Raw genomic sequence first — 23,741 nt, 5'->3', positions numbered from 1 at the left:
GACCGGGTGCTGGTAGCGGTACCGGATGAAGAACTGTCCGAACTGCGGCGAGCGCCTGTACCGGAGTGCGCCGGACAACGCCGAGTACGGGACGGCCGTCGTCGACGGCCGCACCTACCCCGACAAGTGTCCCGAGTGCGGGTACGACCTGGACTGAGTATCCCGCGCCGGGGCGCCGGAACCTATAGACGCCCCGGCGCCGAACGCCCGCCGATGGCCAGCGTCGCAGTCCTCAGCGACACGCACACCTACCACGACCTCCGGGAGACCGTCCCCGGCTGGGTCCGGGCGGAGGTCGAGGCGGCCGACTACACCGTCCACGCCGGCGACTTCGTGACCCCGACCGCCCTCGAGTTCTTCCGCGACCTCGCGGCCGACCTCGTCGCCGTCCGCGGCAACGCCGACGTCGGGGTCGACCTGCCCGAGGTGGCGACGCTGACAGTGGAGGGCGTCCGCCTGGTCGTGACCCACCCGCCGGACGTCGACGACGCCTCGCTGGACCGGGCGGCCTACGACCGCGGGGTCCTGGCGGCCGTCGAGTCCGCCGGGAACGGGAGGCCGGCGGGCGACGGGCAGCCCGTCGTCGCGGTCGCCGGCCACACCCACCGCGTCATCGACGAGGCCGTCGGCGGGGTTCGCCTGCTCAACCCCGGCAGCGCGACCGGCGCACTCCCCGCGGAGCGACCGACGATGCTCCGCCTCCACGTTTCGGGGGGAGAGGTCGACGTGACCGTGCTGGACCCGGAGAGCGAGGGGAGCGACCCGGAGGAGTGAGGCAGAGACCGGACCTTCTATGCCTGGGGCACGCCTGACGCGAGACGATGCTCGAGAACACGGTCTGTCTCGTCTGTGGCGGCGGGAACGGGATCGGCGAGGAGACGGCGGTCGCGATGGCCGACCGCGGCGCGACGGTGGTCGTCAACGACCTCGGCGTCGACGTCACCGGGGGCGGCGCCGACGAGGAACCGGCCCAGGAGACGGTCGAGCGGATCGAGGCCGGCGGCGGCGAGGCGATGGCCCACTTCGGCGACGTGACCGACGTCGACTACACCCGGAAGCTCGTCGCGGACACCGTCGACGAGTACGGCGCCCTCCACTCGGTCGTCAACTACGCCGGCGTCCTCCGGGACCGGATGCTGTTCAACATGAGCGAGGCGGAGTGGGACACCGTCATCGACGTCCACCTCAAGGGCCACTACTCGCTTCTGCACAACGTCGCCCGCCACTGGCGGGAACGGTACAAGGAGGAGGCCTTCGACCGCCAGCGCTCGTTTCTGTGTGTCTCCAGTGACTCGGCGGCCGGCCGGGTCGGGCAGGGAAACTACGCGGCCGCCAAAGCGGGTATCCTAGGGCTGATGCGGACCGCTGCGCGCGAACTCGACCGGTACAACGTCCGGGTCAACGCCTTCTGGCCCGCGGCGCTCACCCGGATGACCGACGACCTGGTCGACGACGTCGGCGAGGACGAGTGGGGGCCACAGCTCACGACCGCCGCGCCCGTCTTCCTCGCCAGCGAGCACGCCGAGGATATCACCGGCAACACCGTCGGCCTGCAGGCCGGCGAACTCACCTACATCTCCGACCCCGAGTACGAGCGGACCATGGTCAGGGACCTGGAGGCGGGCGGGGGCTGGACTGCCGAAGGGCTGGCCGAGCGGTGGGACGACCTCACAGAGGGGTTCGACACCGAGAAATCGGAGAACCGGTAAGCGGGAGCGAACGCGGCAGCGGCTTCCTGGGGCACATCTCAGACGACGCCGCGGGTCAGCGAACCGAGAAGCGGCAGGCCAAGCCCCGCACCGATGGTAACGTAGGCCGCGGGGGTCAGCGCCAGCAGTTCGCCGGCCTCCAGCCGCGGCGCGACCAGGACGAATGCCCCGAGCGCGACGAGCCCGAAGAGGAGGCCGCCGCCGACCGCGCGCTTGAGGTCGCGCTGGAGGACGCCGACGAGCGCGCCGCCCAGCACCAGCCCCATCCAGTGACCCGTCGCGAGCACGAGCCCCAGCGCGACGGCACCCGCCGTGACCAGCCACCGGCGGCCGCGGTCGCCGGTCCGGACCGCGGCGAGCGCCCGGGAGAAGCGACCCTGCGAGTCAGTACCGCCGGCAGCCGTCTCGGCGCTCATCCGCCAGCCCCCCCGCGCCGTCCTTCGACGGTGATGTCGGGGTCGCCGTCGACGGCCCGCGGAGCCGGTCGGTACTCCCCGTCGGCCCACAGCCGGAGCTGGTCGTCGTAGTGCTCGGAGAAATAGGAGCCGTCGTTCCCCCCCGGAAGGACCGTCACGGTCTCGCCGTCCATCGGGTAGACGGTCCGCTGGCTGCTGCCCGCGCCGCCCTCCTTCCGGAAGTTCATCACGGTGAAGGAGCCGCCATCGGTGGGGTAGCGTGGGTAGTTCAGCGCCCCGACCTGGCCGCCGAAGGGGTGGTCGATGACCGTCCGGTTGTAGTCGCCGTAGGTCTCCCAGCCCTCGGAGTCGACGCGCTCGACGGCCCGCTCCATCGCGCGGGCGAGCACCCCCGCCCGGTCGCCGCCGAAGGCCTCGTCGTCGGGCGGGAGCGTGACCAGTACCCACTCCTGGGGCCAGTAGGAGCTGTCCAGCCCCACGTCCTCGTAGTCGTCGCGCCAGGTCTCCTCGCGGAAGAACTCGTAGAAAAAGCGAAAGACCAGCGCGGCCGTCGAGTCGCGGTCGAGCCGGTAGTCCCAGTCGGCCATGGCATCCAGGTACGGGTCGGCCGCGTCGGGCATCCGGTCGCGGGCGTCGAGGATGGCGGGCACCAGCGTTCGCGCCCTGACGTCGACGGTGTCGCGCTGCAACCCCTGCATGAACTCGCGGTCGATGGCTCTCCCCTCCTCGACGGCGGCGTCGAGTTCCTCGTAGATCCGGGTGCCCCGGAAGCCCGAGGCGTACTCCTGGCCGATCGGGTAGACCGGGTCGTCGACCAGCCGCTGGTTCGCGGTCCCGACGTAGCTGGGCTGGACGACGCCGGGCTTGTCCTCGAAGGGGACGAATCCCTCCCAGGAGGACTGCCCGAACGGTTCGAAGCCCTCCCACTCGGCCTCGCCGGCGGAGCCGTCGAAGACGCGGTCCCCGCGGACGACCTCGCCGTCGACCCGCCGTATCGGGATCTTCCCGGTCGCCCAGTAGAGCGTCCTGCCCTCGCGGTCGGCGTAGACGAAGTTCTGGGTCGGGGCGTCGAACAGCTCCAGGGATTCCAGGACGTCCTCGCGGCCGGTGCTGCGGCTGAACTCGTGGATCGCCTGTGACTCGCGGGTGCCGGACATGCCGGTCCAGGCGACACCGACGTGCCGTGCGTCGCCGTCAACCTCCCGGTCGAGGAAGGCCCCGTGGACGGTCTTTTTGACCGTCACCTCGCGGTTCTCGCCGCCCGCGACCTCCACAGTGCGGGTCTCAGTGTCGAACTCGCGCCACTCGCCCTGATAGCGGTAGCGCTCGCGGGCGTCGTCGGTCTCGTAGGTGTACAGGTCCACGACGTCCGCACCAGTGTTGGTGAACCCCCAGGCGCCGTGGTCGTTCTCGCCGGCGACGACGAAGGGCACCCCGGGGAAGGCGACGCCGCGGACGTCCACCTCGCCGGCGCTGACCCGCTGCTCGTACCAGACCGGCGGCGCCATCAGCGTCAGGTGCATGTCGTTTGCGACGATCGGGCTGCCGCTGGCGGTGTGCTCGCCGGCGACGAGCCAGCTGTTCGAGCCCAGATACGGCGGCGGTTCGAACCGCCCGAGCCAATCGGCGAAGTCGGCGTCCACGGCCTTCCCGACGCGGGCGTCCGCGCTCGCTGCTTCGACGCCCCGGCCGGCGACGCCGTGGACCTCCCCGCCGACCCGGTCGGGGCGGAGGATCGGGTAGCCGTGGTCCAGCCGGGCGGGGTAGCGCTGCCGGTAGGTGTCGGCGTCGAGCCGCTCGCGGAGCAGCGCCCGCTGGAGCGTCCGGAAACTGCCCGTCAGGCCCCACGAGACCTGCGCGCCTACCAGAAGTGAGGCGACGACCGACCACTCCCGGGGCTCGTAGCCCAACAATCCGAACTCCAGGGGCAGCGACCCCTCGTCGATGTAGGCGTTGACACCGTCGGCGAAGGCCTCGGTCATCCGCTCGGTGTCGGTCCCCGCGATGGCCTCCGCGGAGGCCTCGGCGGCACCGAGGAAGTCCATCCGCACATTAAAAACGTCGGAGTCGACGACCTGCTCGCCGGCGACCTCGGCGAGGGTCCCGCGCATCCGCCGGCGGACCAGGTCCATCTCGAACAGCCGGTCGGCGGCCTGCGCGTAGCCGACCGCGAAGTAGGCCGCCTCCTCGGTGTCAGCCTCGACGTGAGGGACGTGGTAGTCGTCGTACGTTATCGTGGCCGGGCCGTACGGGCTCTCGACCGTGGAGGGGACCCGCTCGGCGGCGTCCCAGGCTCGCCCGCTGAACGGCGCGAACCGTTCGAGGAGGCCGCCGGCCGGCGAGAGCGCAACCGCGCCCGTCCCGCCGGCGACCAGCGCGCCCAGGACGGCCCGCCGTGTCGTCTCGTAGTCCATTCTCTCGAACCAGGGAGTGGCCGGTGAAAAAAGTGCCCACGGAGCCACACCCGACGGCGTTGTTTGTGGGGGCGCAGCCGTGCGCTGAGGGTCCTACCGGTTCCAGGCCGCGTTCTCCGGGTCGATGATCCGCTGGCGCTCGTCGATGGCGTCGAGCCGTTCCAGGTCCGCGTCGTCGAGTTCGAGGTCGCGTGCCTCCCAGTTCTCGCGGACGTGGTCGCCGGTCGCCTTCGGGATCGGGACAACGCTGTCCTGGGCGAGACACCACAGAAGCGAGACCAGCGGGGTCGAGACGCCGTGCTTGTCCGCGACCTCTTCCAGGACAGGATGCTCGAGTTGCGCGCGGCCGAGCGGGCAGTACGCGACCAGCGGGTGGCCGTGCTCGCGGGCGTACGCCCGGAGTTCTTCTTGGGGGAGCAGCGGGTGACACTCCACCTGGTGGGCGGCGACCGGCGCCTCGAGCAGGCCGCGGGCCTCGTCGAGCAGGTCGGGCGTGAAATTCGAGAGCCCGACGTGGCGGGTAAGTCCCTCCTCGTGGAGTTCGTCCATCGCCCGCAGCGTGTCCTCGGGGTCATAGGCGTTCATCGGCCAGTGGACGTAGAGGAGGTCGACGCTGTCGACGCCCAGCCGGTCGAGACTCTCCTCGGCCGTTCGCTTCGCGTCCTCGTAGGCGAGGTTCGAGGGGTGGACCTTCGTCGCGAGGACCACGCCGTCCCTGTCCACGTCGGCCGCGGCGATGCCCTCGCCGACGGCGTCCTCGTTGTCGTACATCTGGGCGGTGTCGATGTGCCGGTACCCCATCTCAAGCGCCTCCACAACGGTCTCACGGCAGGTCTCCGGGTCCGTGTTCCCCGAGGTTCCGAGCCCCATCCCGGGCAGGTCGAGCGCCATACCCCGGCGACGGACGGAGCGGTTGAAAACGTACCGACGAGGGCAAGGGAAGTGCCCCGCCGGCTCCGCCGACCGCCGGCGGGCCTCAGAACATCGGCGGCGGGCCTCAGAACACCTCGGCGATGGCCTCGTCCAGCGCCGCAACGCCCTCGTCGATCTCGGCCTCGCCGACGGTCAGCGGCGGGGAGACGATGACCTGGGTGTTCGGGCGGGCGCTGCCACACAGAACGCCGCGCTCGCGGGTCGCGGAGAGCACGTCGTCGACGGGGTTGTCCTCGTCCGTGACACGGGGGTCGACGAACGGCTCGCCGGTGGCGGGGTCGGCGAACTCCACGCCCCAGAGGTACCCGCGGCCGTGGACGTCACAGACCACGTCGTGTTTCGCCTCCAGCTCCCGGAGCCGGGACTCGAAGTGGTCGGCGTGGTCGGCCACGTTGTCGATGAGGCCGTCCTCGTACTCCTCGACCGCGGCGAGGCCGGCAGCGCAGGCGACCGGGTGCCCGGAGAAGGTCTGACCCAGCGGGAACCCCTCCTCCTCGAAGTGGGCCGCGATGTCCCGGCGGGCGATGACCCCCGCAAGCGGGATGTACGCGGAGGTGACCCCCTTCGCGAAGGTGATCATGTCCGGCTGGACGTCCTCGGTGCCGATCCCGAACCAGTCGCCACACCGCCCGAAGCCGGCGATGACCTCGTCGCTTATCAGGAGGATGCCGTACTCGTCACAGAGCTCCCGGAGCTGTGTGAAGTAGTCGGCCGGCGCGGGGTAGGCGCCGCTGGTCCCGCCGACCGGCTCGGTCAGGATGGCCGCGATCGAGTCCGGCCCCTCGTTGTGGATGACAAACCGGAGGTGCTCGATGGCCTGGTCGGCGAGTTCCTGGGGGTCGTCGGTGCCGAAGGCCCGGGGCAGCGGCGGGAGGAACTTCCCGGAGCCGGTGGTGGCGGCGTGGCGCTCGATGGGGGCGCGGGTCTGGGGGTCGCCGGTGAACGAGCCCGCACCGTAGGTCGCACCGTGATAGGAGCGCCATCGCGTGAGGATCTTGTTGTTGCCGGTGTACTCCCGGGCGAACTGCGCGGCGGACTCGTTGGCCTCGCTGCCCGAGATCGAGAAGAGAACGTCCGTCAGCCCGTCGGGCGCGACGTCGGCGAGTCGGCCCGCCAGCTCCGAGCGGGCGTCGTTGTGTTTCGCCGAGGAGACGTACTGGACCTGGCGGAGCTGCTCCTCGATGGCTTCGATGATGGCCTCGTTGCCGTGGCCGGCGTTGACACAGTACAGCTGTGCGATGAAGTCGAGGTGCGTGCGCCCGTCGGCCGTGGTGACGTAGGCGCCGTCGCCCTCGACGATCTCCAGGGCTTCCTTCCCCGGGTCGTGCCAGTGGGGGAACGCGCGCGAGTCGTCGGTTGGTCTACTCGCCTGCTGCTGTCCTGACATACGATACATATTGTCAGGGACTGACTTGTAGTTACTGCCGGTCCGGGGGACAGTGACACACAGGGGACACAGAGCCGGAGCGGGCGCCTACCCCTCAGCGACCCCGCAGAAGTCGATGGCCGTCGCCGCCAGGATCTTGGCGGTGTCGACAAGCGAGTCCAGGTCGACTGACTCGTCGGCGCCGTGGAGGTTGTGACCCACCGGGCCGACCGTCGGACAGGGGATGTCGTAGTAGTTGACGTAGAACCGCTCGTCCAGCCCCGCCAGCCCGCCGATGAACTGTCCCTCGGCGCCACAGACGTCGGCGGCGTGCTCGCGGGCGAGTGTGACGACCTCGGCGTCGCGGTCGCACTCGTGGGGCTCGGCGTTCCAGCCGAACCACTCGACCTCGGGCGGGTGCTCGGCCAGCCAGTCGTCCTCGGCGACCACGCTCTCGACGGCAGCCTCGACCTGGCTGCGGACCTCCTCGCGGGTCTCGCCGGGGGGCCACCCGACCCGGCACTCGACGGTCGCCTCCGCCGGCACCGTGGAGGGCCAGTCCCCGCCCGCGACGATCCCGGCGTTGAGGTTCGTCACTTCCCCCTCGGCGGCGGGGTCCTGGTTGACCGCCGGCTGGTAGTCGATCCGGGCCTTGCGCTCGCGGTCCAGCTCCTCCAGCGCGGTGACGACCCGGGCCAGGCGGTCGATGGCGTTGACCCCCTCGTAGCCGTAGGCGGCGTGGGCGGCCTTGCCCTCGACCGTGATCCGGACGTACATCACGCCGCTGCTGGCGATGCCGATGTCGGGGATCCCGAACGCTTCCGGGATGACCGCGGCGTCGGGCTGGTAGCCCCGCTCCAGGGCCGCGAGCACGCCGCCGGTGCCGCCGGCCTCCTCGTCGATGGTCGACTGGAGGAGCAGGTCTCCCGCCAGGTCCACGCCCGACTCCCGGAGCGCCCGGTAGACGAACAGGTTCGCCGCGAGCCCCCCCTTCATGTCGCAGGCCCCGCGGCCGTACATCCGGCCGTCCTCGACGGTCGCCGTCCAGGGGTCGTAGCTCCAGTCCTCGGCCTCGACGGGGACCACGTCGATGTGCCCGGAGAGACCCAGCGACGGGCCCTCGCCCGCCCCCTCGACCCGCGCGACGACGTTGGGACGGCCCCCGTAGCCCACCTCGTCGTAGGTCTTGGTGTCGAAGTACCCGGGGTGGTCCCGGAACCGTTCGACGTCGGGCTCCCAGACGTCCGGCTCCAGCCCCAGCGACTCCAGCTCCTCGACCACCAGCTCCTGCGCCGGCCCCTCCTCGCCCGAGACCGAGGGGGTCTCGACCAGACGGGCGACGAGGTCGAACAGCTCCTCGCGGTGCTCCTCGATGTACTCCTGGACGTCGGCGGTCGGACCTGCCATGCCCTACCACGGCACGGGGAGATACTTAACGCTCTCTGTCGGGCGACTGAAGCGAGTGAGGGAGCGGTAGCCGCGGGCTCAGTCGCCGTCGGGGACAAGCAGCTCCGGGTCGTCGAGCGCGAGTTCGACCCGGTCGTCGGTGAGCGTCCGGAGGATCAGCGTCAGTTCGCCGGCCTCGGTGGCCTTCCGGAGGAGCGTGGCCGCGGCGTCGTCCCGGCCGCTGTAGTAGGCGGGGACGAACACCGCGCGCCCGCCGGCGGCCTCGACGACGACCAGCAGGGCGACGTAGTGCCCGGCCGTCGAGCGCAGCACCTCGTAGCCCTCGACGCCGTCGGCGAGTGCGGCCTCCAGGTCAGCGAACTCGTTGTCGGGGACCAGCACGTCCAGCCCGAGGTCCTCGACGCTCCCGTCCCGTGCAGTCACGTCGCCCGGATGGAGTTCGAGGGTCTCCCAGCCCTCGTCCTCGTAGGCCGCGGCCTCCGCACGCATGTCCGCGAGCAGCGCGTCCCACCACTCCATCTCGGTGTCGTCCGGTCCCGGCACGCCGGGGGGAACGACCGGCCCACGCAAAAGGGTTCGCATGACCGGCCTCAGGGTTGTCGTGTCCGGGGTGAAGAACTGTGGGATAAGCAACAACTCCGGCGGCGCGGGAACTGGCCACCCGGGGGGAGCGAGCGGGCGGCCGAACGTTCACGGACCAGCCCACGCCGACAGCTCCGGGTCAGCGACGGGGGAGACCGCCCCACAGGCGGCTATAGGACCGACACTTTCATTATCTGCACCTGACACTGGTTGGATATGCCACGGGACGAAAGCGAAAGCCAGGTCGATCGTCGGACGCTGCTCAAGGCTGTCGGCGGGGCAGCCGCGACGGTATCGGTCGCCGGCTGTGGGGGTGCCCAGAACACACCCACAGAGGGCGACGGTGGGGACGACGGGGGAGACACGCAGGATGACACGGACACGCCGATGGACGACGACGAGACCGAGGACACGCCGACCGACGACGGCGGCGAGGAGTCCTTCTCGGTCGGGGTCACGCTGGGGCAGATGGATTCGGGGCTGGACCCCCACGACCACGCCGAGACGCCGACGAACATCATCGTCTCCCAGGCCTACGAGGGGCTGATGGGCCGGGACAAGGAGGGAGCCATCATCGCGAAGCTGGCCACCGAGTGGGAGCGGGTCGAGCCCGGCACCGCCCGGTTCACGCTCCGTGACGGCGTCACCTTCCAGAACGGCGACGACCTCACGTCCGAGGACGTCCGGTACAGCATCCGCCGGATCGAGACCGAGGAGGTCGGCGGTGCCCTCCCCCAGGACGGCGACCTCGCGGGGACCGGAACCCTCGAGAACGTCGAGGCCGGCGACGGCGAGGTAACCGTCACTTTCGGCGGGCTGAACCCGATCGTCTTCCAGCTGTTCGCCACCAACGGCCAGGTCATGCAGCAGTCCTGGGTCGAGGAGAACGGCACCGACTTCATCAACCGCAACGTCAACGGGACCGGCCCGTTCCAGCTGACGGGCTACGAGTCGGGCACCTCGGTCAGCTACGAGAACTACGGTGACTACTGGGGGGAGCCCGCGGCAGCCGACGAACTGACGATCACCGCCTCCTCGGAGTCGAGCACCCGGGTCAATCAGCTGCTCGCCGAAGAGACCGACATCGTCACGAACGTGCCGCCACAGGAGATCTCCCGGGTGCAGAGTTCGGACGTCGCGTCGGTCAATCCGGTGCCGAGCACGCGGATCATCTTCCTGCAGATGCGCTACGACATCGAGCCGTTCAGCAGCCAGCAGTTCCGGCAGGCGATGAACTACGCCGTCGACGTCCAGAGCATCATCGAGAACGTCCTCCAGGGCTTCGGCGAGATCACCGGCCAGCCGACCCTCTCGCAGTTCACCGGCCACAACCCCGACATCGAGCCCTACGGCTACGACCCCGACGAGGCCGAACGGCTGGTCGAGGAGTCCGGACACGCCGGCGTCGACATCACCCTCCAGACGCCGATCGGCCGCTACCTCCGTGACGTCGAGATCGCGCAGGCGGCAGCCAACCAGATCGACTCGCTGTCCAACGTCAACTGCGAGCTCCAGCAGCGGGAGTTCAACTCGCTGGTCCAGGACGTGACCGCGCCAAACATCGAGGACCGGCCGCCCTTCACCCTGCTGGGGTGGGGGAACGGCGAGTTCGACGCCGCACAGACGATCATCCCGCTGTTGACCAGCGGCGGGCCGCTCACCGTCCTCCAGAACGAGGAGGTCGACTCGCTCATCGAGCAGGCACAGAGCGAGCCGGACCCCCAGGAGCGCGAGCAGATCCTCCAGCAGACCAACCAGCTGTTGCACGACCTGGCGCCGTGGGTGTTCCTCCACCAGCAGTTCAGCGTCTACGGGGTCTCCAACGGCATCCAGTGGCAGCCCCGTCCCGACGAACTCATCGACGTGTGGACCGCGACGCAGAACTGATACACTACAGGAGAGATGTCGCTCGGTCGTCTGGCGATCAAGCGGAGTTTGCAGGGCATCGGCGTCGTCTGGGGCGTCATCACTGTCGTGTTCGCCCTCCGGTTTATCACCCCCGGCAGCGTGATCAACGCGGTCGCGCCGCTGGATGCCTCCCAGGAGACCCGGCAGGCCATCGCCGCCGAACTCGGTCTCGACCAGCCGCTGTACGTCCAGTACGGCCAGTACCTCGTCGAGCTGGTCCAGGGAGACATGGGCTTTTCCTACGTCAAGGGACAGGCCGTGACGACGATGGTCTTCCAGCGGGTGCCGGCGACGGTCGAACTGGCCGTCGCGGCGACTATCGTGGCCATCGTCCTCTCGATCCCGCTGGGCGTGCTGAGCGCCACCCGGCGCAACTCGCCGGTCGATTACGGGGCGACGCTGTTCTCCCTCGGCGGGATCAGCACCCCGAACTTCTGGCTTGGGATCATGCTGATCCTGGTCTTCGCCGTCCAGTTCGACGTCTTCCAGACCAGCGGTCGGGGCGCGACCTCGGTCGCGGTGGTGGCTGCGCTCGTCGGCCCGGAACCGTTCATCGGGACGCTGCTGGAGTGGCTCTCCTACATCACCCTCCCCGCGATCGCGTTGGGGACGTACTTCATGGCGCTGATCACCCGGCTGACGCGGTCGGGGATGCTCGACGAACTGGGCAAGTCCTACGTCAGGGCGGCGCGTGCAAAGGGTGCACCCGAGGCGCTGGTCAGGTACAAACACGCACTCCGGAACACGCTGATCCCGGTGATCACGGTGCTGGGGCTCCAGCTGGGAACGCTGATCGGCGGGGCGGTCATCACCGAGGCCGTCTTCGCGTGGCCGGGGCTGGGAACGCTGGTCATTCAGAGCATCAACCTCCGTGACTGGCCGGCGCTGCAGGGCTGTCTGATCGTCATCGGGACGGCCTTCGTCATCGTCAACATCGTCGTCGACATCATCTACGGCTACCTCGACCCACGGGTGGTGTACGACTGATGGTCTCCCCGCGCGTCATCCGGAACCTGAAAAAGGAGTTCCGGAACAGCCTGCTCCCGAAGATCGGACTCCTGCTCGTGGTCGTGATCATCCTGGTGGCAGTGTTCGCACCCCTGATCGCGCCACACGACCCGACCGCACAGAACCTCAACCAGACCGAACTCCCGCCGCTCGGGTTCACCAAGACCACAAACGAGACCACGGCCCAGCTGGTCGACGGCGAGATCCAGACGGTCACCAACGTGACGACCATCGAGGCCAAGCTGTCACACCCCCTGGGAACCGACGGACTGGGCCGTGACATGCTCTCGCGTGTGATCTACGGCGCCCGCACGTCGCTGATGGTCGGTGTCCTCGGGACGATACTGGCGGTGCTTGTGGGCGTTCCCGTCGGACTCGTCGCCGGCTACAGCGGCGGTACCGTCGACGACACGCTGATGCGGATCGCCGACGTCAGCCTCGCGTTCCCGTCGCTGGTGCTCGCCGTCGCGCTGATCGGGCTGTGGGGCCGGGCGACAGTCCCGATCCCGGACCCCTTCGTAGCTGCAGGACTCGCCTCCGGGATGCCCGCCTCGACGACCCTCCCGGTAACGGTGGTGATCGTCGTCGGACTGGTGAACTGGGTGTGGTTCGCCCGCGTCGCCCGCGGGGAGGCCCTGTCGTTGCGCCAGCAGGAGTACGTCAAGGCTGCCCGGGCGCTGGGCGCCGGCGACAGCCGGATCATCGGGCGCCACGTCCTGCCCAACGCCATGACCCCGATCATCGTGCTCGGCACGGTCCAGATCGCGGCGATCATCCTGCTGGAGAGTGCGCTCTCCTTTCTGGGGTTCTCGGGGACGACTCTCTCCTGGGGATTCGACATCTCCCAGGGCCAGGACTACGTCTCCTCGGGCCAGTGGTGGATCGCGACGATGCCCGGCATCGCGATCATGCTGTCGGTCATCGGGATCAATCTGGTCGGTGACTGGTTCCGCGACGCGCTGGACCCGGACATCGAGGGGGAGGGTGGCACATGAGCCGCGAGACCGAACTCCGGCGCCAGCCGCCGGCGGGTGCGGACACGCTGCTGTCCGTGCAGGGCCTCTCGACCCGGTTTTTCACAGAGGAGGGGCAGGTCAACGCCGCGGAGTCCGTCTCCTTCGACGTCCGGGACAACGAGATCCTCGGCATCGTCGGCGAGTCCGGCTCCGGCAAGTCCGTGACCGCGCTGTCGCTGATCGACCTCGTCGAGTCGCCCGGCCGGGTCACCGCCGGGGAGGTCTGGTACCGCGACGCCGACCTCGCCGAGGAGTACCGCGACGACGACTCGGTGGCCGTCGACGGCGACCACGTCGACCTCCGGACCGTCTCCGAGCGGACCCGTCGGGCGCTTCGCGGCCCCTCGTTCAGCATGATCTTCCAGGACCCGATGAGCAGCTTCAACCCCTCGCTGACGGTCGGCGAGCAGATCGCCGAGGCCGTCGAGGTCCAGCGCCGGGCACGATCCAACCCCCGGTCGACCCGGTCGCGGACTCAGGGCTACGGTTTCGGCCGCTTCTTCGTGGACACGCTCGTCCCCGGCCGGGGCTACGTGACCGAGCCGAGCAAGGAGCGGGCGGTCGAACTGCTCGAGCAGGTAGGCATCCCCGACCCCGCCGAGCGCGCCGAGGAGTACCCCAACCAGTTCTCCGGGGGGATGCTCCAGCGGGCGATGATCGCCCAGGCGCTGGCCGGCGAGCCCGACCTGCTGATCGCGGACGAGCCGACGACGGCGCTGGACGTCACCATCCAGGCGCAGATCCTGAATCTCCTGCGGGACATCCAGGAGGAACGGGGGATGAGCATCATCCTGATCACCCACGACCTGGGGGTGATCGCCCGGATGTGCGACCGGGTCTGTGTGATGTACGCCGGCGAGGTCGTCGAGCGGGGGACGTTGGACGACGTCTTCGAGAACCCGGTCCACCCCTACACCCAGGGGTTGCTGGGGTCGATCCCGGACCTGCAGGACCCACAGCCCCGCCTGCAGCCCATCGAGGGCAACGTCCCCAGCCTGCTCGACGAGGAGATGGGCGACCGGTGTTACTTCGCTGACCGGTGCCCGAAGGCGATGGAGGCCTGCCTGGAGACGCCGAGCGAACGGCCGGCGGACGGAAGCGGCGAACACCAGGCCAGGTGCGTCCTCACCGACCGCGAGTACTCCCCGGCCGAGGCGCTCCCGGAGGACTACTTCGAGGGCGTCGAAGCCGACGGGGGAGAGACCGGGGGTGACGGGGATGAGTGACGCGGAGCCACTGGTCGAAGTCGAGGGGCTGGAGAAGTACTACTACGAGCAGGATTCGGTGCTGGACCGGCTGCTGGGCCGGGAGCCGGTGAGCGTGAAAGCCGTCGACGGGCTCGACTTCGAGATCTACGAGGGGGAGACCCTGGGGCTGGTCGGCGAATCCGGCTGTGGCAAGTCGACGACCGGCGAGACGCTGCTGCGGCTGCGCGAGGCGACCGGCGGGCAGGTGCACTTCGACGGCGAGGAGCTGTTCGAGATGGACGGCGCCGAACTCACGGAGTTCCGCCGGCGGGCCCAGGTGGTCTTCCAGGACCCCTTCTCGAGTCTCGACCCGCGGATGACCGCCGGGGAGATCATCACCGAACCGCTGGACATCCACGGTATCGCCGGCCGGGCAGAGCGCCGCGAGCGGGCGGTCGACCTCCTCGAGCGGGTCGGACTCTCCGCTGACCAGGTCGACCGCTACCCCAACGAGTTCTCCGGTGGCCAGCGCCAGCGGATCGGCATCGCCCGCGCGCTCGCGCTCGAGCCCGACTTCATCGTCCTCGACGAGCCCGTCAGCGCGCTCGACGTCTCCGTCCAGGCGCAGGTCCTGAATCTCTTAGAGGACCTCCAGGAGGAGTTCGACCTCACCTACCTCTTCATCGCCCACGACCTGAGTGTCGTCCGGCACATCTCCGACCGGGTGGCGGTGATGTACCTGGGGGAGATCGTCGAGACCGGCACGGTCGACGACATCTTCGAGAACCCCGCCCATCCCTACACGCAGGCGCTCCTAGAGAGTGTTCCCCGGGCGAGCACCACAGAACAGGGCCGCCGCGTCGACGCCCTGGAGGGCGACGTCCCCTCGCCGCGGGAGCCGCCGGCGGGCTGTCGGTTCCACACCCGGTGTCCCTACGCCCGCGAGGCCTGCCGGGGCGAGAAGCCCGACGGCGTCGAGGTCGAGCCCGGCCAGTACGCCGCCTGCTTCCGGGCCGTCGACGACCACCCCTACTGGGAGAGCGAACCGCTCGACCACGCCGAGGGCGACGCCGACGCCGGGGGCGGGGACGAGGCCGACGTCGCCGGGGACTGAACTCAGGAGTCCGCGATGCCGGCCTGGCCCCGCCCGGCCCGTCGCCCCTCGGGAACGTTCGTGGCGATGACCTCCTCGACCTCGCCGCGGGCGGTCTCGTCGCTGTTGATAGCGCGGGTCGCACCCACCGTCTCGACGGCGAACCCGGCGTCGTCGTACAGGTCGTAGGTCACGCCGCTGTTGCTGAGCACGAAGTCGACGCCGTTCCCGTCGAGGCGCTCGACGGTCTCCAGCAGCCGCTGCTGGTCCGCCCGGTCGAACCCCTCGGCGCTGTACTCGGCGAAGTTCGCGGTCGCGCTCATCGGCTGGTAGGGCGGGTCGAGGTAGACCAGGTCACCCTCGTCGGCGGCGTCGAGGACGTACGCGAAGTCCTCGTTGCGAACGTCGGTCTCGGCGAGCGCGCGGCCGGCCGCGCGGATGCGGTCGGCCTGCACCCAGTCGGGGTCCGCGTAGCGCCCGATAGGGACGTTGAAGCCACCCGAGGAGTTCTCGCGGTAGAGCCCGTTGTAACACGTCCGGTTGAGATACAGCAGGAGCGCCGCCTCCTCGAGGCGCTCGGCGGCGGTCGCGGGCCACTCGCCGTCCCCGTACGCCCGGCGGTTGAACCGGGCCCGCTGCTGGTAGAAGTACTGCTCGACCTCCCCGCCGTCCCAACCCTCCTCGGCGAAAGCCTGGTCCGGATCCGGCTCGGCGTCGGGGTCGTCGAACGCACGCAGGCGCTCGATGAGGGCGTCGGGACGGTCCCGGACCACCCCGTAGAAGGTGACCAGGCGCGGGTTGGTGTCGTTGACCGTCCCGCCGGTCGGCTCGAGGTCGAAGAAGACGGCGCCACCCCCGAGGAAGGGCTCGTGGTAGCGACGGTAATCGGCGGGGAAGCGGGCGTAAATATCCCCGAGGAGCTGTCGCTTGCCGCCGGCCCACTTCAGGATCGGCTTCGCCATTGGCCCGGAGTACGGCCGGTCGGGGTGATAAAGTGCTGGCCCCGGAAGACGAGTGCGGAAATTTAATCAGAAATGAATTATAAATATATTGTCAGTAGTCCCGGGCAGATTCGAACTGCCGTCAGTGGCTCGCTTCCGCGACCGCGAAGCCGGCCACGTCCAAAGGCCACTATGATTGGCCACTACACCACGGGACTGCACACGCGAGTCGGGTCCCGGTCCGCTAAAACGTAACGCCTCGCCGTGGCTCACTCATCTCGAAGGAGAGTGCCGATCTCGCCCAGATTCTCCAGCACGTAGTCGGGCTCGACGTCGCTGTCGGCCAGGTCCGCGCGGTCGGTGACACCCGAGAGCACGAGGACGGTCGTCATGCCCGCGCGCTCGCCGAGCAACAGGTCCGTGTCCAGCCGGTCGCCGACGACCAGGCAGTCCGCGGCGTCGGCGGCGGAGAGCCCAAGCCGGTCCAGCGCCAGGTCCCGCGCGACGTCGGAGGGTTTGCCGAGGATCCGGTCGGGCTCGCGGCCGACCGTCCGCGCGAGCGCGCCGACGATGGCGCCCGACCCGGGGATGAGCCGGCCGTCGTCGTAGGGGATCGCCCGGTCCGGGTCCGAACCCAGGAAGACGGTATCTTCCTCGACGGCGTCCATGGCGGCCATCATGTCGTAGTAGTCGAAGTCGTTCGTCCAGGAGCCGAGCAGCACACTCGCCTCTGCGGGGTCGTCGGTGAGGCGGACGTCGGCGGCCCGGAGTTGCTCGGCAAGTCCCTCGTCGCCGACCAGCAGCACGGGGTCCCCGGCGTGGTGGTCGGCGAGGTAGCGGGCCGTGGCGACGCCGGCCGAGCAGGCCTCGCCCTCGCGGGCGTCGACGCCCAGCTCGCGCAGCCGGTCGACGTAGGCCGCCCCGTCCTTCGTCGGGTTGTTCGAGAAGAAACACAGTCCACAGCCGTGCTCGCGGAGGGCGTCGACCCCCGCGGCCGCGCCGGGGATGAGGTCGTCGCCGCGGTAGACGGTGCCGTCCAGGTCGACGATGGCGCCGCTGACCATGTCCACCCGAGGGGACGGGCGGGAATAACAGCGACGGTCCGCCGCGCCAGTCCCGGACCATCCCCGCAGTCGTGGAGCGTCATGGTAACTCCTTTGTCGGCCCTTGGCAATGACGGGGTATGAACAGGCTGCGGCGGCGGACCGGCTACTACGTCGCCCTGCTCGTCGGCTCGCTTCTGGGCTTTGCCGTGCTGTACCACGTCGGGATGTTCTACTTCGAGGGGGAGCGGAACACCTTCCTCCACTCCCTGCAGGTCGTCGTCGAGACGTTCACCGCGACCGGATACGGGTCCGATTCCCCGTGGTCGACCCCGCAGATGAACCTGCTGGTGATGGTGATGGACATCGCCGGCACCTTCCTGTTCTTCCTGGGGTTGCCGGTGTTGCTGTTCCCGTTTCTCCGGGACGCGTTCTCGACGACCGTCCCGACGGCCACGGACGGCGTCGGCGACCACGTCGTCATCTGCTCGTTCACCCAGCGCAGCCGGCGGCTCATCGACGAACTCGAGGGACTGGAGGTCCCCTACGTCGTCGTCGAGAGCGACCGGGACGCGGCCGAGGACCTGGTCGAGGACGGGGTCCGGGTGGTCCACGGTGACCCGGAACGCGCGGAGACGCTCCTGAACGCCGGGCTGGGAGAGGCGCGGGCGCTGGTCGCTGACGTCGACGACGAGACCAACGCCTCGGTCGCGCTGGCGGCGAACGAGGCCCTCGAAGACGGCGGGGTACAGATCATCACCTTCGTCGAGGACCCCGACATGGCCGACTACCACCGGTACGCCGGCGCCGACCACGTGTTCACCCCGCGGACGCTGATCGGCGAGAGCCTGGCGGGGAAGGTGAACACGGCCGCGCGGACGGAGGTCACCGACGCGGTCGAGATCGGGACGGACTTCGAGGTCGCGGAGCTCCCGGTCCAGCCCGGCTCCGAACTCGACGGCGTCACCGTCGCCGAAAGCGGGATCCGCGAGCGGACCGGGGTGAACGTCATCGGTGCGTGGTTCCGGGGGGAGTTCGTCAGCCCGCCCGACCCCGGCGACGTGATCGACGGTCGGACGGTCCTGCTGGTGGCCGGCAGCGACGAGGACCTCGAGCGGCTGAACGCCCTCACCAGAAGCGAGCGCCGCCGGCTCCGCGAGGGACAGGTGCTCGTCTGTGGCTACGGGGAGGTCGGCTCGACGGTCAAGGAGGCCGTGACGGCCGCCGGACTCCCCTGTACGGCCGTCGACGTCGCGGACAAGCCCGGCGTCGACGTGGTCGGCGACGCGACCGAGCGGACCGTGCTGGAGCGGGCGGGGGTCCACGAGTCGAGCACGGTCGTCCTCGCGCTCTCCGATGACACCCTCACCGTCTTCGCCACGCTCGTGATCCGGCAGCTGGACGTGGACGTCGAAATAGTCGCGCGGGCCAACGAGACGGAGAACGTCGCCAAACTCTACCGCGCGGGGGCGGACTACGTGCTCGCGCTCTCGACTGTCAGCGGCCGGATGCTCGCGGCGACGATCCTCGAGGGGGAGGTGATCTCGGTCGGCCAGCAGATCGAGGTGGTCCGGACCGACGTGGGCCTGCTGGCCGGCGAGACGCTGGCCTCGGCGGACATCCGCGCCCGGACGGGCTGTACCGTGGTCGCCGTCGAGCGCGACGGGGAGACGATGACCGGCCTCGACCCCGACTTCCGGTTCCGGGTCGGCGACGCCGCGGTCGTCATCGGGCCGGACGACGGGATCGCCGCCTTCGCCTCAGTGGTCGACGGTGACGGGTCGGGCGACGGGTCGTGAGAGCAGTGGCGGGGCAGACTGCGACGGCCCGCGGGGGGAACGTGGCGCGCGCTCGCCGCCGACCCCCGCCCGGGAGTCAGTCGGCGGCGCGGTGGATCGCCCGCCGGAACCGTCCGTGGACCCGCTCGCGCAGCTCATCGGCGAGCCCCCCGTCGATGTCGACCGCGGCAGCCGCCGTCCCGAAGAAGCCGCCGCTGCTCGCGGTGTCGACGCGGACCGTCCCCAGGTCGCGGCGGCGCTGGAAGACCGACTGGCTGTTCGCGACCGTCTGGACCCGGTCGTAGGGCACGACGACGGTCTCCCGGCGCCAGAAGCCGTTGCGGGTCACGAAGTAGTCCTCGCCGAGGTGGTAGCCGCGGTGTCGCCAGGCCAGATGCGCCGCGGGCGGGACCGCCACGAGCAGGCCGGCGGCCAGATACCAGAGCGGGAGCCAGCCGGTGACCGCGTCGACTGCCCACAGCACGGCCGTCAGGCCGGCGACGGCGAGCGCGTACCGGACGGCGTAGCGGGTCCGGGCGCGCCGGGGCGGGCGGTCGAACTCGATGGCGCCGACGGGCTCGACCTCGCGGGCCAGCGCGAGCGCACGCTCCCGTTTCGCCAGCGGGACCGCCGACTGCGAACCCCCCTCCTGTCCCGGGCCGTACCCGGCCGTCTCGATGACCAGCCCGGCGTAGCCAAGCGCCCGCGCCAGGACGTTCTCGCGGAGCCGTAGCGTCTGGATCTTGTCGACCGGGATGGTGCCGCTGTAGCGCTGGAGCAGGCCACGCTCGTAGCGGAGCTCGTCGGCCCGGCGGCGGAGCTCGAAGCCGTAGTACCGGAACACGGCGGTGACGGCGCTGACGACCCAGAGGCCGACCAGCCCGACCAGCGCGAGAAGCGGGCCGGCCAGCGAGACCAGGTCCGGTCCCGGCTGGAGCTGGGCCGCGACCTGCGGGGCAAAGCCCGAGAGCACGACCGACGCGAGCCCGAGCAGCCGCAGGTCCGCCGAGACGACACCGAGGATGACCAGTTCGCGGTCGGAGAGGGTAAAGAGGATCTCCGTCTCGATGGCGGGTCGGCTGGCGCCCTCTTCGGCGCCGTCCTCGGCCTCGCCGGTCGCCCGGCGCTTCCGTTCGCCGAGCAATTCCTGGAGCCGCCCGGCCTCCGCGCGGCTGACGTAGCGGAGCCGGGCCTCGGTGCCGCTGCCGCCGGCGGTCTCGATGCGGACCTGTGCGAGTCCGAGCAGCCGCTGGAGGACGTTCTCCGAAATGTCGACGTTCTGGACCCGTTCGTAGGGGATCTCCCGTTCGCGCCGGGAGAGGACGCCGGAGGCGATGTCGAAGGTGTCCTCGGTGACCTCGTAGCTGAACCGCTGGACGTAGGCCGTCTGCCAGACCGTTACGAGGCCGGCGGCGAGGACGATGATGCCGGCGACGGCGGACAGCGGCGGGAGGTCACCTCCGGAACTGGAGACGATGCCGACGGCGGCGAAGAAGACGACCCGCCCGCCGTTCTCGAGGACCCGCACCGGCACCGAGCGCGGGGAGAGCCTCACAGCGCGTCACCGCCCTCGGCCTCGATGGCCAGCTCCTTCAGCCGGTCCTGCAGGTCCGTCGCCTCTTCGGGCGTGAGGCCGGGGACGGAGACGTCCGCTCCACGCGAGCCGGCGGTGTAGACCACGAGTGTCGAGAGCCCGAGCCCCCGCTCCAGGGGACCCCGCGAGGTGTCGACGTGCTGGATGCGGACGTAGGGAGCTAGCGTCCGGGTGTGGGTGAGTACACCGCGCTGGAGGTAGAGTGCGTCCGTCCGGACCTCGTAAGCCCAGACCCGGTACCGGAGGGCGACCCAGACCAGGCCCAGCAGACCCAGAGCAAGGGCGGCCACGCCGCCGAGCCGCGGGTCGACGTTGAACCGGCTGGCGGCCGCCGAGAGCACGAGCCCCAGAACCAGGGTGGTAACGAGCACGCGGGCCCCCCACTGGACGCGCACCCGCGGCGAGAGAGTCCGCCGGTCTGTCGTGTACGCCTCGAGGTCGGTCCCGTCCGGGGAGTCGCTTGCGCCGGGGGCGGGTTCGGAGCCGGCAGCCGCGGCGGAAGCGGCGGTGTCCGCCCCGGACGCGTCGGCATCCGCGGAGGTGGCCCCCGTGGCGTCGGAGGCGGGAGCGTCCGCATCGGAGGGGTCAGCCATCCCCTTGAGGGAGGGGCGCTGGCCTGTTAAGCCACCGGGATTTTTGCCGCCGACCGTCCTGTACTCGCACATGGAATTCAGCGTCATCCAGGGCGACATCGCCGCACAGTCGGCGGACGTGCTGGTCAACGCCGCCGGGACGAGCCTCCGGATGGGGTCGGGGGTCGCCGGCGCGCTCCGGCGCGGTGCCGGCGGGCCGATCAACGAGGAGGCGACCTCGAAGGGGCCGGTCGACCTGGGCGGGGTCGCGGTCACCGACGCCTACGACCTCGACGCCGAGTACGTGATCCACGCGGCGGCGATGCCCCACTACGGCGACGGGCAGGCGACGGCGGAGTCGATACGCGACGCCACCCGCAACACCCTCGAACGGGCCGAGGAGCTGGGCGCCGGATCGCTGGTCATCCCGGCGCTTGGCTGTGGCGTCGCCGGGTTCGACCTCGCGGAGGGCGCCCGGATCATCTGCGAGGAACTCGACCGGTTCGAGCCCGACAGTCTGGCGGACGTCCGCTTCATCGCATACAGCGACGAGGAGTACGCGACGCTCCAGCGGGTCGCCGACGAGGTGCGGGGGGAGTAGAGAGCGGCCGACGCCCCGGGGCGGGTCCCCCAGCGCGGCGAAACCTCTCACGAATTATAAAAAAGCTGTGGCGGGTCGCGGAGCCAGCGACGGCGAGAGGTGGTTTATCCCGGTGGCTCCGGGAATTACAGACATGAACCCGGAACTGCGCGGGATCGTCCGGGAAGAGTTGTTGCGCAGCATCGCGTGGCTCGGTCTCGGGATAGTCGGCTGGCCAATCCTCGTCACGGAGGTCGCGTGGCTGGACGCGACCGCCCTGACCGTCTTCGGGCTGCCGGTGCTCACCTGGGCGGTCCTGACGGTCGCGTCCGTCGGCGTTCGGGTGCTCACGGGCGCCGACGCGAGCGTCCGGTCGTCGGCCGGCCTGTCGGTATTTCTCGTCCTCGGAGTCCTGTTCGGCGGCGTCGGGGCGGTCTACCTGGTCGCCGTCCGGAGCTACTCGGCGCTCGCCGTGACCGCCGCCTACGTGACGGTCACGGCCGTCGCCGTCCTCTGGTACTGGTACGCCGGCGTGCCGTCAGCCGCCGAGGACGCGACCGCCTGACGGACGCCGGCGCGCGGGCAGACCTCGTCGCCGGAGGAACCGGACTGTCCGGCGTCACTGGACGTGTCCGCCCGTGATCTGCGTGGCGGCGACCGACGCGCCCGCGGCCGCGGGGTAGACGATGTTGTCGACGTGGTTCAGGTACGCGTAGTCCTGTTCGCCGTCGGCGTTGATCCGCAGCACCGTCGTCGCCTCCGGGACGACCTCGCGGGCGAGTTCGCAGACCGCGAGGTTGGTGTCGGTATCGTTGGTGAGCCCGGCGACGACGTCGGCTATCGTCGGGTTGGCCTCCTTGAAGACCTCGACGTCCGCCCCGTCGCCGATGACCACCCGACTGGAGGGTGGTACCGACAGCGCTTCCGCTTTCTTCTCGTCGGCCTCGACGATGGTGACCGTGTACCCACGCTCGGTGATCTTGGCTGCCGTCCGCCGGCCGACCCGGCCGCCGCCCACGATGACCGCGTTCCGCGTGTTCTGGACGCTCATACGTATCGAAACGGTCTCGGACGGATAACACGTTACAGTAGAGCGGAAAATTACCGCATATCGGAAGATCGGGTAGAGAAAGTGAAAGAGTGTTTGACGGTCGAGGGATCACCGGCTGGGTCCGTGGGGTTAGCGGTGGCCCGAGACCCGGACGGGCTCGTAGGGCTCTTCGAGGTACTCGATGTCCGAGGCCGAGAGGTCGACCTCCAGGGCTTCGACAGCGTCCTCGAGGTGTTCGACGCTGGTCGTGCCGATGATCGGGGCGTCGACCCACTCCTTGTGTAGCACCCAGGCGAGGGCGGTCTGAGCCATCGTGATCCCCTTCTCTGCGGCCAGTTCCTGAACCCGCTCGTTCACCTCGGGGCCGCCGCCCTCCCGGTAGGGGTGTTCGTAGAGCCGCTCTTCGTTCTCTCCCCGCGTGGTGGCGTCGACCTCTTCGTGGGGCCGGGTGAGATAGCCCCGTGCAAGCGGGCTCCAGGGAATGACGCCCACCCCCTCCTGCTCGCAGAGCGGGAGCATCTCCCGTTCCTCCTCGCGGTAGACGAGATTGTAGTGGTTCTGCATCGTCATGAAGCGGTCGAGCCCGAGCCGGTCGCTGGTGTGCAGGGCCTCGGCGAACTGGCGGGCCCACATCGAGGAGGCCCCGAAGTAGCGGATCTTCTCGCGGCGGACCGCGTCGTCCAGTGCCTTCAGGGTGACGTCGATGGGCGTGTCGTAGTCCCAGCGGTGTGGCTGGTAGAGGTCGATGGTGTCCATCCCCAGCCGCTCGCGGGAGTTGTCGAGTTCCTGCTCGATTGCCTTCCGGGAGAGCCCGCCGGAGTTGCGGTTGTCCTCGTCCATCCGGAAAAAGCCCTTCGTGGCGACGACCATCCGGTCGCGGTCGTACTCCGCGAGGGCGTTCCCGAGGACGCGCTCGGACTCCCCGACCGAGTACATGTTGGCGGTGTCGAAGAAGTTGATCCCCAGGTCGATGGCCCGGTCGATGATCGGTTTGCTCTCCTCTTCGTCGAGCACCCACTCGCGCCACTCCGGGGAGCCGAAGCTCATACAGCCCAGGCAGATGCGGCTGACCTCCATGCCGGTGTCGCCCAGTGTCGTGTACTCCATGGCCCCCACGTCGGGTGCGGGGCTCAAAAGTGGCGG

General features: G+C 69.9%; 23 protein-coding genes and 1 tRNA gene. 11 read left to right on the top strand and 13 right to left on the bottom strand.

Annotated features, from left to right (window positions below; translation table 11 throughout):
* Window positions 1-25: 25 nt before the first annotated feature.
* Genes GN153_RS17630 through GN153_RS02690 form a run of 3 tightly spaced genes read left to right on the top strand, consistent with a single transcriptional unit; the run spans window position 26 to window position 1,709 of the window.
* The gene (locus GN153_RS17630) at window positions 26-157 is read left to right on the top strand and encodes a transposase (RefSeq protein WP_236544740.1); all 132 of its coding nucleotides are present in this window, start codon (window positions 26-28) and stop codon (window positions 155-157) included.
* 56 nt (window positions 158-213) lie between these two features.
* Window positions 214-774: a metallophosphoesterase family protein gene (locus tag GN153_RS02695; RefSeq protein WP_159899510.1), complete on the top strand. Its 561-nt coding sequence runs from the start codon at window positions 214-216 to the stop codon at window positions 772-774.
* Between the two features lie 47 nt (window positions 775-821).
* Complete coding sequence (locus tag GN153_RS02690) at window positions 822-1,709, top strand: SDR family NAD(P)-dependent oxidoreductase (RefSeq protein WP_159899508.1); 888 nt, start codon at window positions 822-824, stop codon at window positions 1,707-1,709.
* 38 nt (window positions 1,710-1,747) lie between these two features.
* Here GN153_RS02690 and GN153_RS02685 read toward each other — a convergent pair whose 3' ends face one another.
* The 6 genes from GN153_RS02685 to GN153_RS02660 all read right to left on the bottom strand — a co-directional run bounded on the left by GN153_RS02685 (window position 1,748) and on the right by GN153_RS02660 (window position 8,788).
* The gene (locus tag GN153_RS02685) at window positions 1,748-2,125 is read right to left on the bottom strand and encodes a hypothetical protein (RefSeq protein ID WP_159899506.1); all 378 of its coding nucleotides are present in this window, start codon (window positions 2,123-2,125) and stop codon (window positions 1,748-1,750) included.
* Window positions 2,122-4,539 (bottom strand): penicillin acylase family protein, encoded by a 2,418-nt coding sequence (locus GN153_RS02680; protein ID WP_159899504.1) that lies wholly within the window; start codon window positions 4,537-4,539, stop codon window positions 2,122-2,124. The genes GN153_RS02685 and GN153_RS02680 overlap by 4 nt, the downstream gene beginning before the upstream one ends.
* A 93-nt stretch (window positions 4,540-4,632) precedes the next feature.
* Window positions 4,633-5,430 carry an aldo/keto reductase gene (locus GN153_RS02675; protein WP_159899502.1) on the bottom strand — a complete coding sequence of 266 codons (798 nt, stop codon included), beginning with the start codon at window positions 5,428-5,430 and terminating at the stop codon, window positions 4,633-4,635.
* A 106-nt stretch (window positions 5,431-5,536) separates the two neighbouring features.
* Window positions 5,537-6,859 (bottom strand): aminotransferase family protein, encoded by a 1,323-nt coding sequence (locus GN153_RS02670; protein ID WP_159899500.1) that lies wholly within the window; start codon window positions 6,857-6,859, stop codon window positions 5,537-5,539.
* An 87-nt stretch (window positions 6,860-6,946) separates the two neighbouring features.
* Complete coding sequence (locus GN153_RS02665) at window positions 6,947-8,245, bottom strand: ArgE/DapE family deacylase (protein ID WP_159899498.1); 1,299 nt, start codon at window positions 8,243-8,245, stop codon at window positions 6,947-6,949.
* A 78-nt stretch (window positions 8,246-8,323) separates the two neighbouring features.
* Window positions 8,324-8,788: a DUF7529 family protein gene (locus GN153_RS02660; protein WP_159899496.1), complete on the bottom strand. Its 465-nt coding sequence runs from the start codon at window positions 8,786-8,788 to the stop codon at window positions 8,324-8,326.
* A gap of 255 nt (window positions 8,789-9,043) precedes the next feature.
* On the opposite strand from GN153_RS02660, the gene GN153_RS02655 reads away from it, so the two are divergent.
* Genes GN153_RS02655 through GN153_RS02635 form a run of 5 tightly spaced genes read left to right on the top strand, consistent with a single transcriptional unit; the run spans window position 9,044 to window position 15,060 of the window.
* The gene (locus GN153_RS02655) at window positions 9,044-10,714 is read left to right on the top strand and encodes an ABC transporter substrate-binding protein (RefSeq protein WP_159899494.1); all 1,671 of its coding nucleotides are present in this window, start codon (window positions 9,044-9,046) and stop codon (window positions 10,712-10,714) included.
* A gap of 15 nt (window positions 10,715-10,729) precedes the next feature.
* The gene (locus tag GN153_RS02650; protein WP_159899492.1) at window positions 10,730-11,722 is read left to right on the top strand and encodes an ABC transporter permease; all 993 of its coding nucleotides are present in this window, start codon (window positions 10,730-10,732) and stop codon (window positions 11,720-11,722) included.
* Window positions 11,722-12,738, top strand: coding sequence for an ABC transporter permease (locus GN153_RS02645; protein ID WP_159899490.1), 1,017 nt, complete (start codon window positions 11,722-11,724; stop codon window positions 12,736-12,738). Before GN153_RS02650 ends, GN153_RS02645 begins: the two co-directional genes overlap by 1 nt.
* The gene (locus tag GN153_RS02640; protein WP_159899488.1) at window positions 12,735-13,985 is read left to right on the top strand and encodes an ABC transporter ATP-binding protein; all 1,251 of its coding nucleotides are present in this window, start codon (window positions 12,735-12,737) and stop codon (window positions 13,983-13,985) included. Before GN153_RS02645 ends, GN153_RS02640 begins: the two co-directional genes overlap by 4 nt.
* Window positions 13,978-15,060 (top strand): ABC transporter ATP-binding protein, encoded by a 1,083-nt coding sequence (locus GN153_RS02635; RefSeq protein ID WP_159899486.1) that lies wholly within the window; start codon window positions 13,978-13,980, stop codon window positions 15,058-15,060. The genes GN153_RS02640 and GN153_RS02635 overlap by 8 nt, the downstream gene beginning before the upstream one ends.
* Window positions 15,061-15,062: 2 nt before the next feature.
* Here GN153_RS02635 and GN153_RS02630 read toward each other — a convergent pair whose 3' ends face one another.
* The 3 genes from GN153_RS02630 to GN153_RS02620 all read right to left on the bottom strand — a co-directional run bounded on the left by GN153_RS02630 (window position 15,063) and on the right by GN153_RS02620 (window position 17,044).
* Window positions 15,063-16,001, bottom strand: a complete 939-nt coding sequence (locus GN153_RS02630) for a DNA adenine methylase (protein ID WP_159899484.1) — start codon at window positions 15,999-16,001, stop codon at window positions 15,063-15,065.
* 95 nt (window positions 16,002-16,096) lie between these two features.
* Window positions 16,097-16,198: transfer RNA gene (locus GN153_RS02625), tRNA-Gln, on the bottom strand.
* A 51-nt stretch (window positions 16,199-16,249) separates the two neighbouring features.
* Window positions 16,250-17,044, bottom strand: a complete 795-nt coding sequence (locus GN153_RS02620) for an HAD-IIA family hydrolase (RefSeq protein WP_159899482.1) — start codon at window positions 17,042-17,044, stop codon at window positions 16,250-16,252.
* A gap of 119 nt (window positions 17,045-17,163) precedes the next feature.
* Here GN153_RS02620 and GN153_RS02615 point away from each other — a divergent pair, with 119 nt between their 5' ends.
* A complete protein-coding gene (locus GN153_RS02615; RefSeq protein WP_159899480.1) occupies window positions 17,164-18,822 on the top strand; it encodes a potassium channel family protein in 1,659 nt (552 codons plus the stop codon).
* 76 nt (window positions 18,823-18,898) lie between these two features.
* On the opposite strand, the gene GN153_RS02610 is transcribed toward GN153_RS02615, so the two are convergent.
* Window positions 18,899-20,356, bottom strand: a complete 1,458-nt coding sequence (locus GN153_RS02610; protein WP_159899478.1) for a PH domain-containing protein — start codon at window positions 20,354-20,356, stop codon at window positions 18,899-18,901.
* Complete coding sequence (locus GN153_RS02605) at window positions 20,353-20,790, bottom strand: PH domain-containing protein (RefSeq protein ID WP_368372785.1); 438 nt, start codon at window positions 20,788-20,790, stop codon at window positions 20,353-20,355. Before GN153_RS02605 ends, GN153_RS02610 begins: the two co-directional genes overlap by 4 nt.
* Before the next feature lie 268 nt (window positions 20,791-21,058).
* On the opposite strand from GN153_RS02605, the gene GN153_RS02600 reads away from it, so the two are divergent.
* Both GN153_RS02600 and GN153_RS02595 read left to right on the top strand, forming a co-directional pair.
* On the top strand, window positions 21,059-21,568 hold the full coding sequence (locus tag GN153_RS02600) for a macro domain-containing protein (protein WP_159899473.1): 510 nt from the start codon (window positions 21,059-21,061) through the stop codon (window positions 21,566-21,568).
* 133 nt (window positions 21,569-21,701) lie between these two features.
* Window positions 21,702-22,112 carry a hypothetical protein gene (locus GN153_RS02595; RefSeq protein WP_159899471.1) on the top strand — a complete coding sequence of 137 codons (411 nt, stop codon included), beginning with the start codon at window positions 21,702-21,704 and terminating at the stop codon, window positions 22,110-22,112.
* Between the two features lie 54 nt (window positions 22,113-22,166).
* Here GN153_RS02595 and GN153_RS02590 read toward each other — a convergent pair whose 3' ends face one another.
* Both GN153_RS02590 and GN153_RS02585 read right to left on the bottom strand, forming a co-directional pair.
* On the bottom strand, window positions 22,167-22,598 hold the full coding sequence (locus GN153_RS02590) for an NAD(P)-binding protein (protein WP_159899469.1): 432 nt from the start codon (window positions 22,596-22,598) through the stop codon (window positions 22,167-22,169).
* A 129-nt stretch (window positions 22,599-22,727) separates the two neighbouring features.
* Window positions 22,728-23,705 (bottom strand): aldo/keto reductase, encoded by a 978-nt coding sequence (locus GN153_RS02585; RefSeq protein ID WP_159899467.1) that lies wholly within the window; start codon window positions 23,703-23,705, stop codon window positions 22,728-22,730.
* Between the last annotated feature and the right edge of the window lie 36 nt (window positions 23,706-23,741).

It is taken from the genome of Salinirussus salinus (assembly GCF_009831455.1).
Taxonomy (GTDB): domain Archaea; phylum Halobacteriota; class Halobacteria; order Halobacteriales; family Haloarculaceae; genus Salinirussus; species Salinirussus salinus.
Note: the sequence above shows the minus strand (reverse complement) of the source record. Positions and strands in the feature narration are given on the sequence as shown.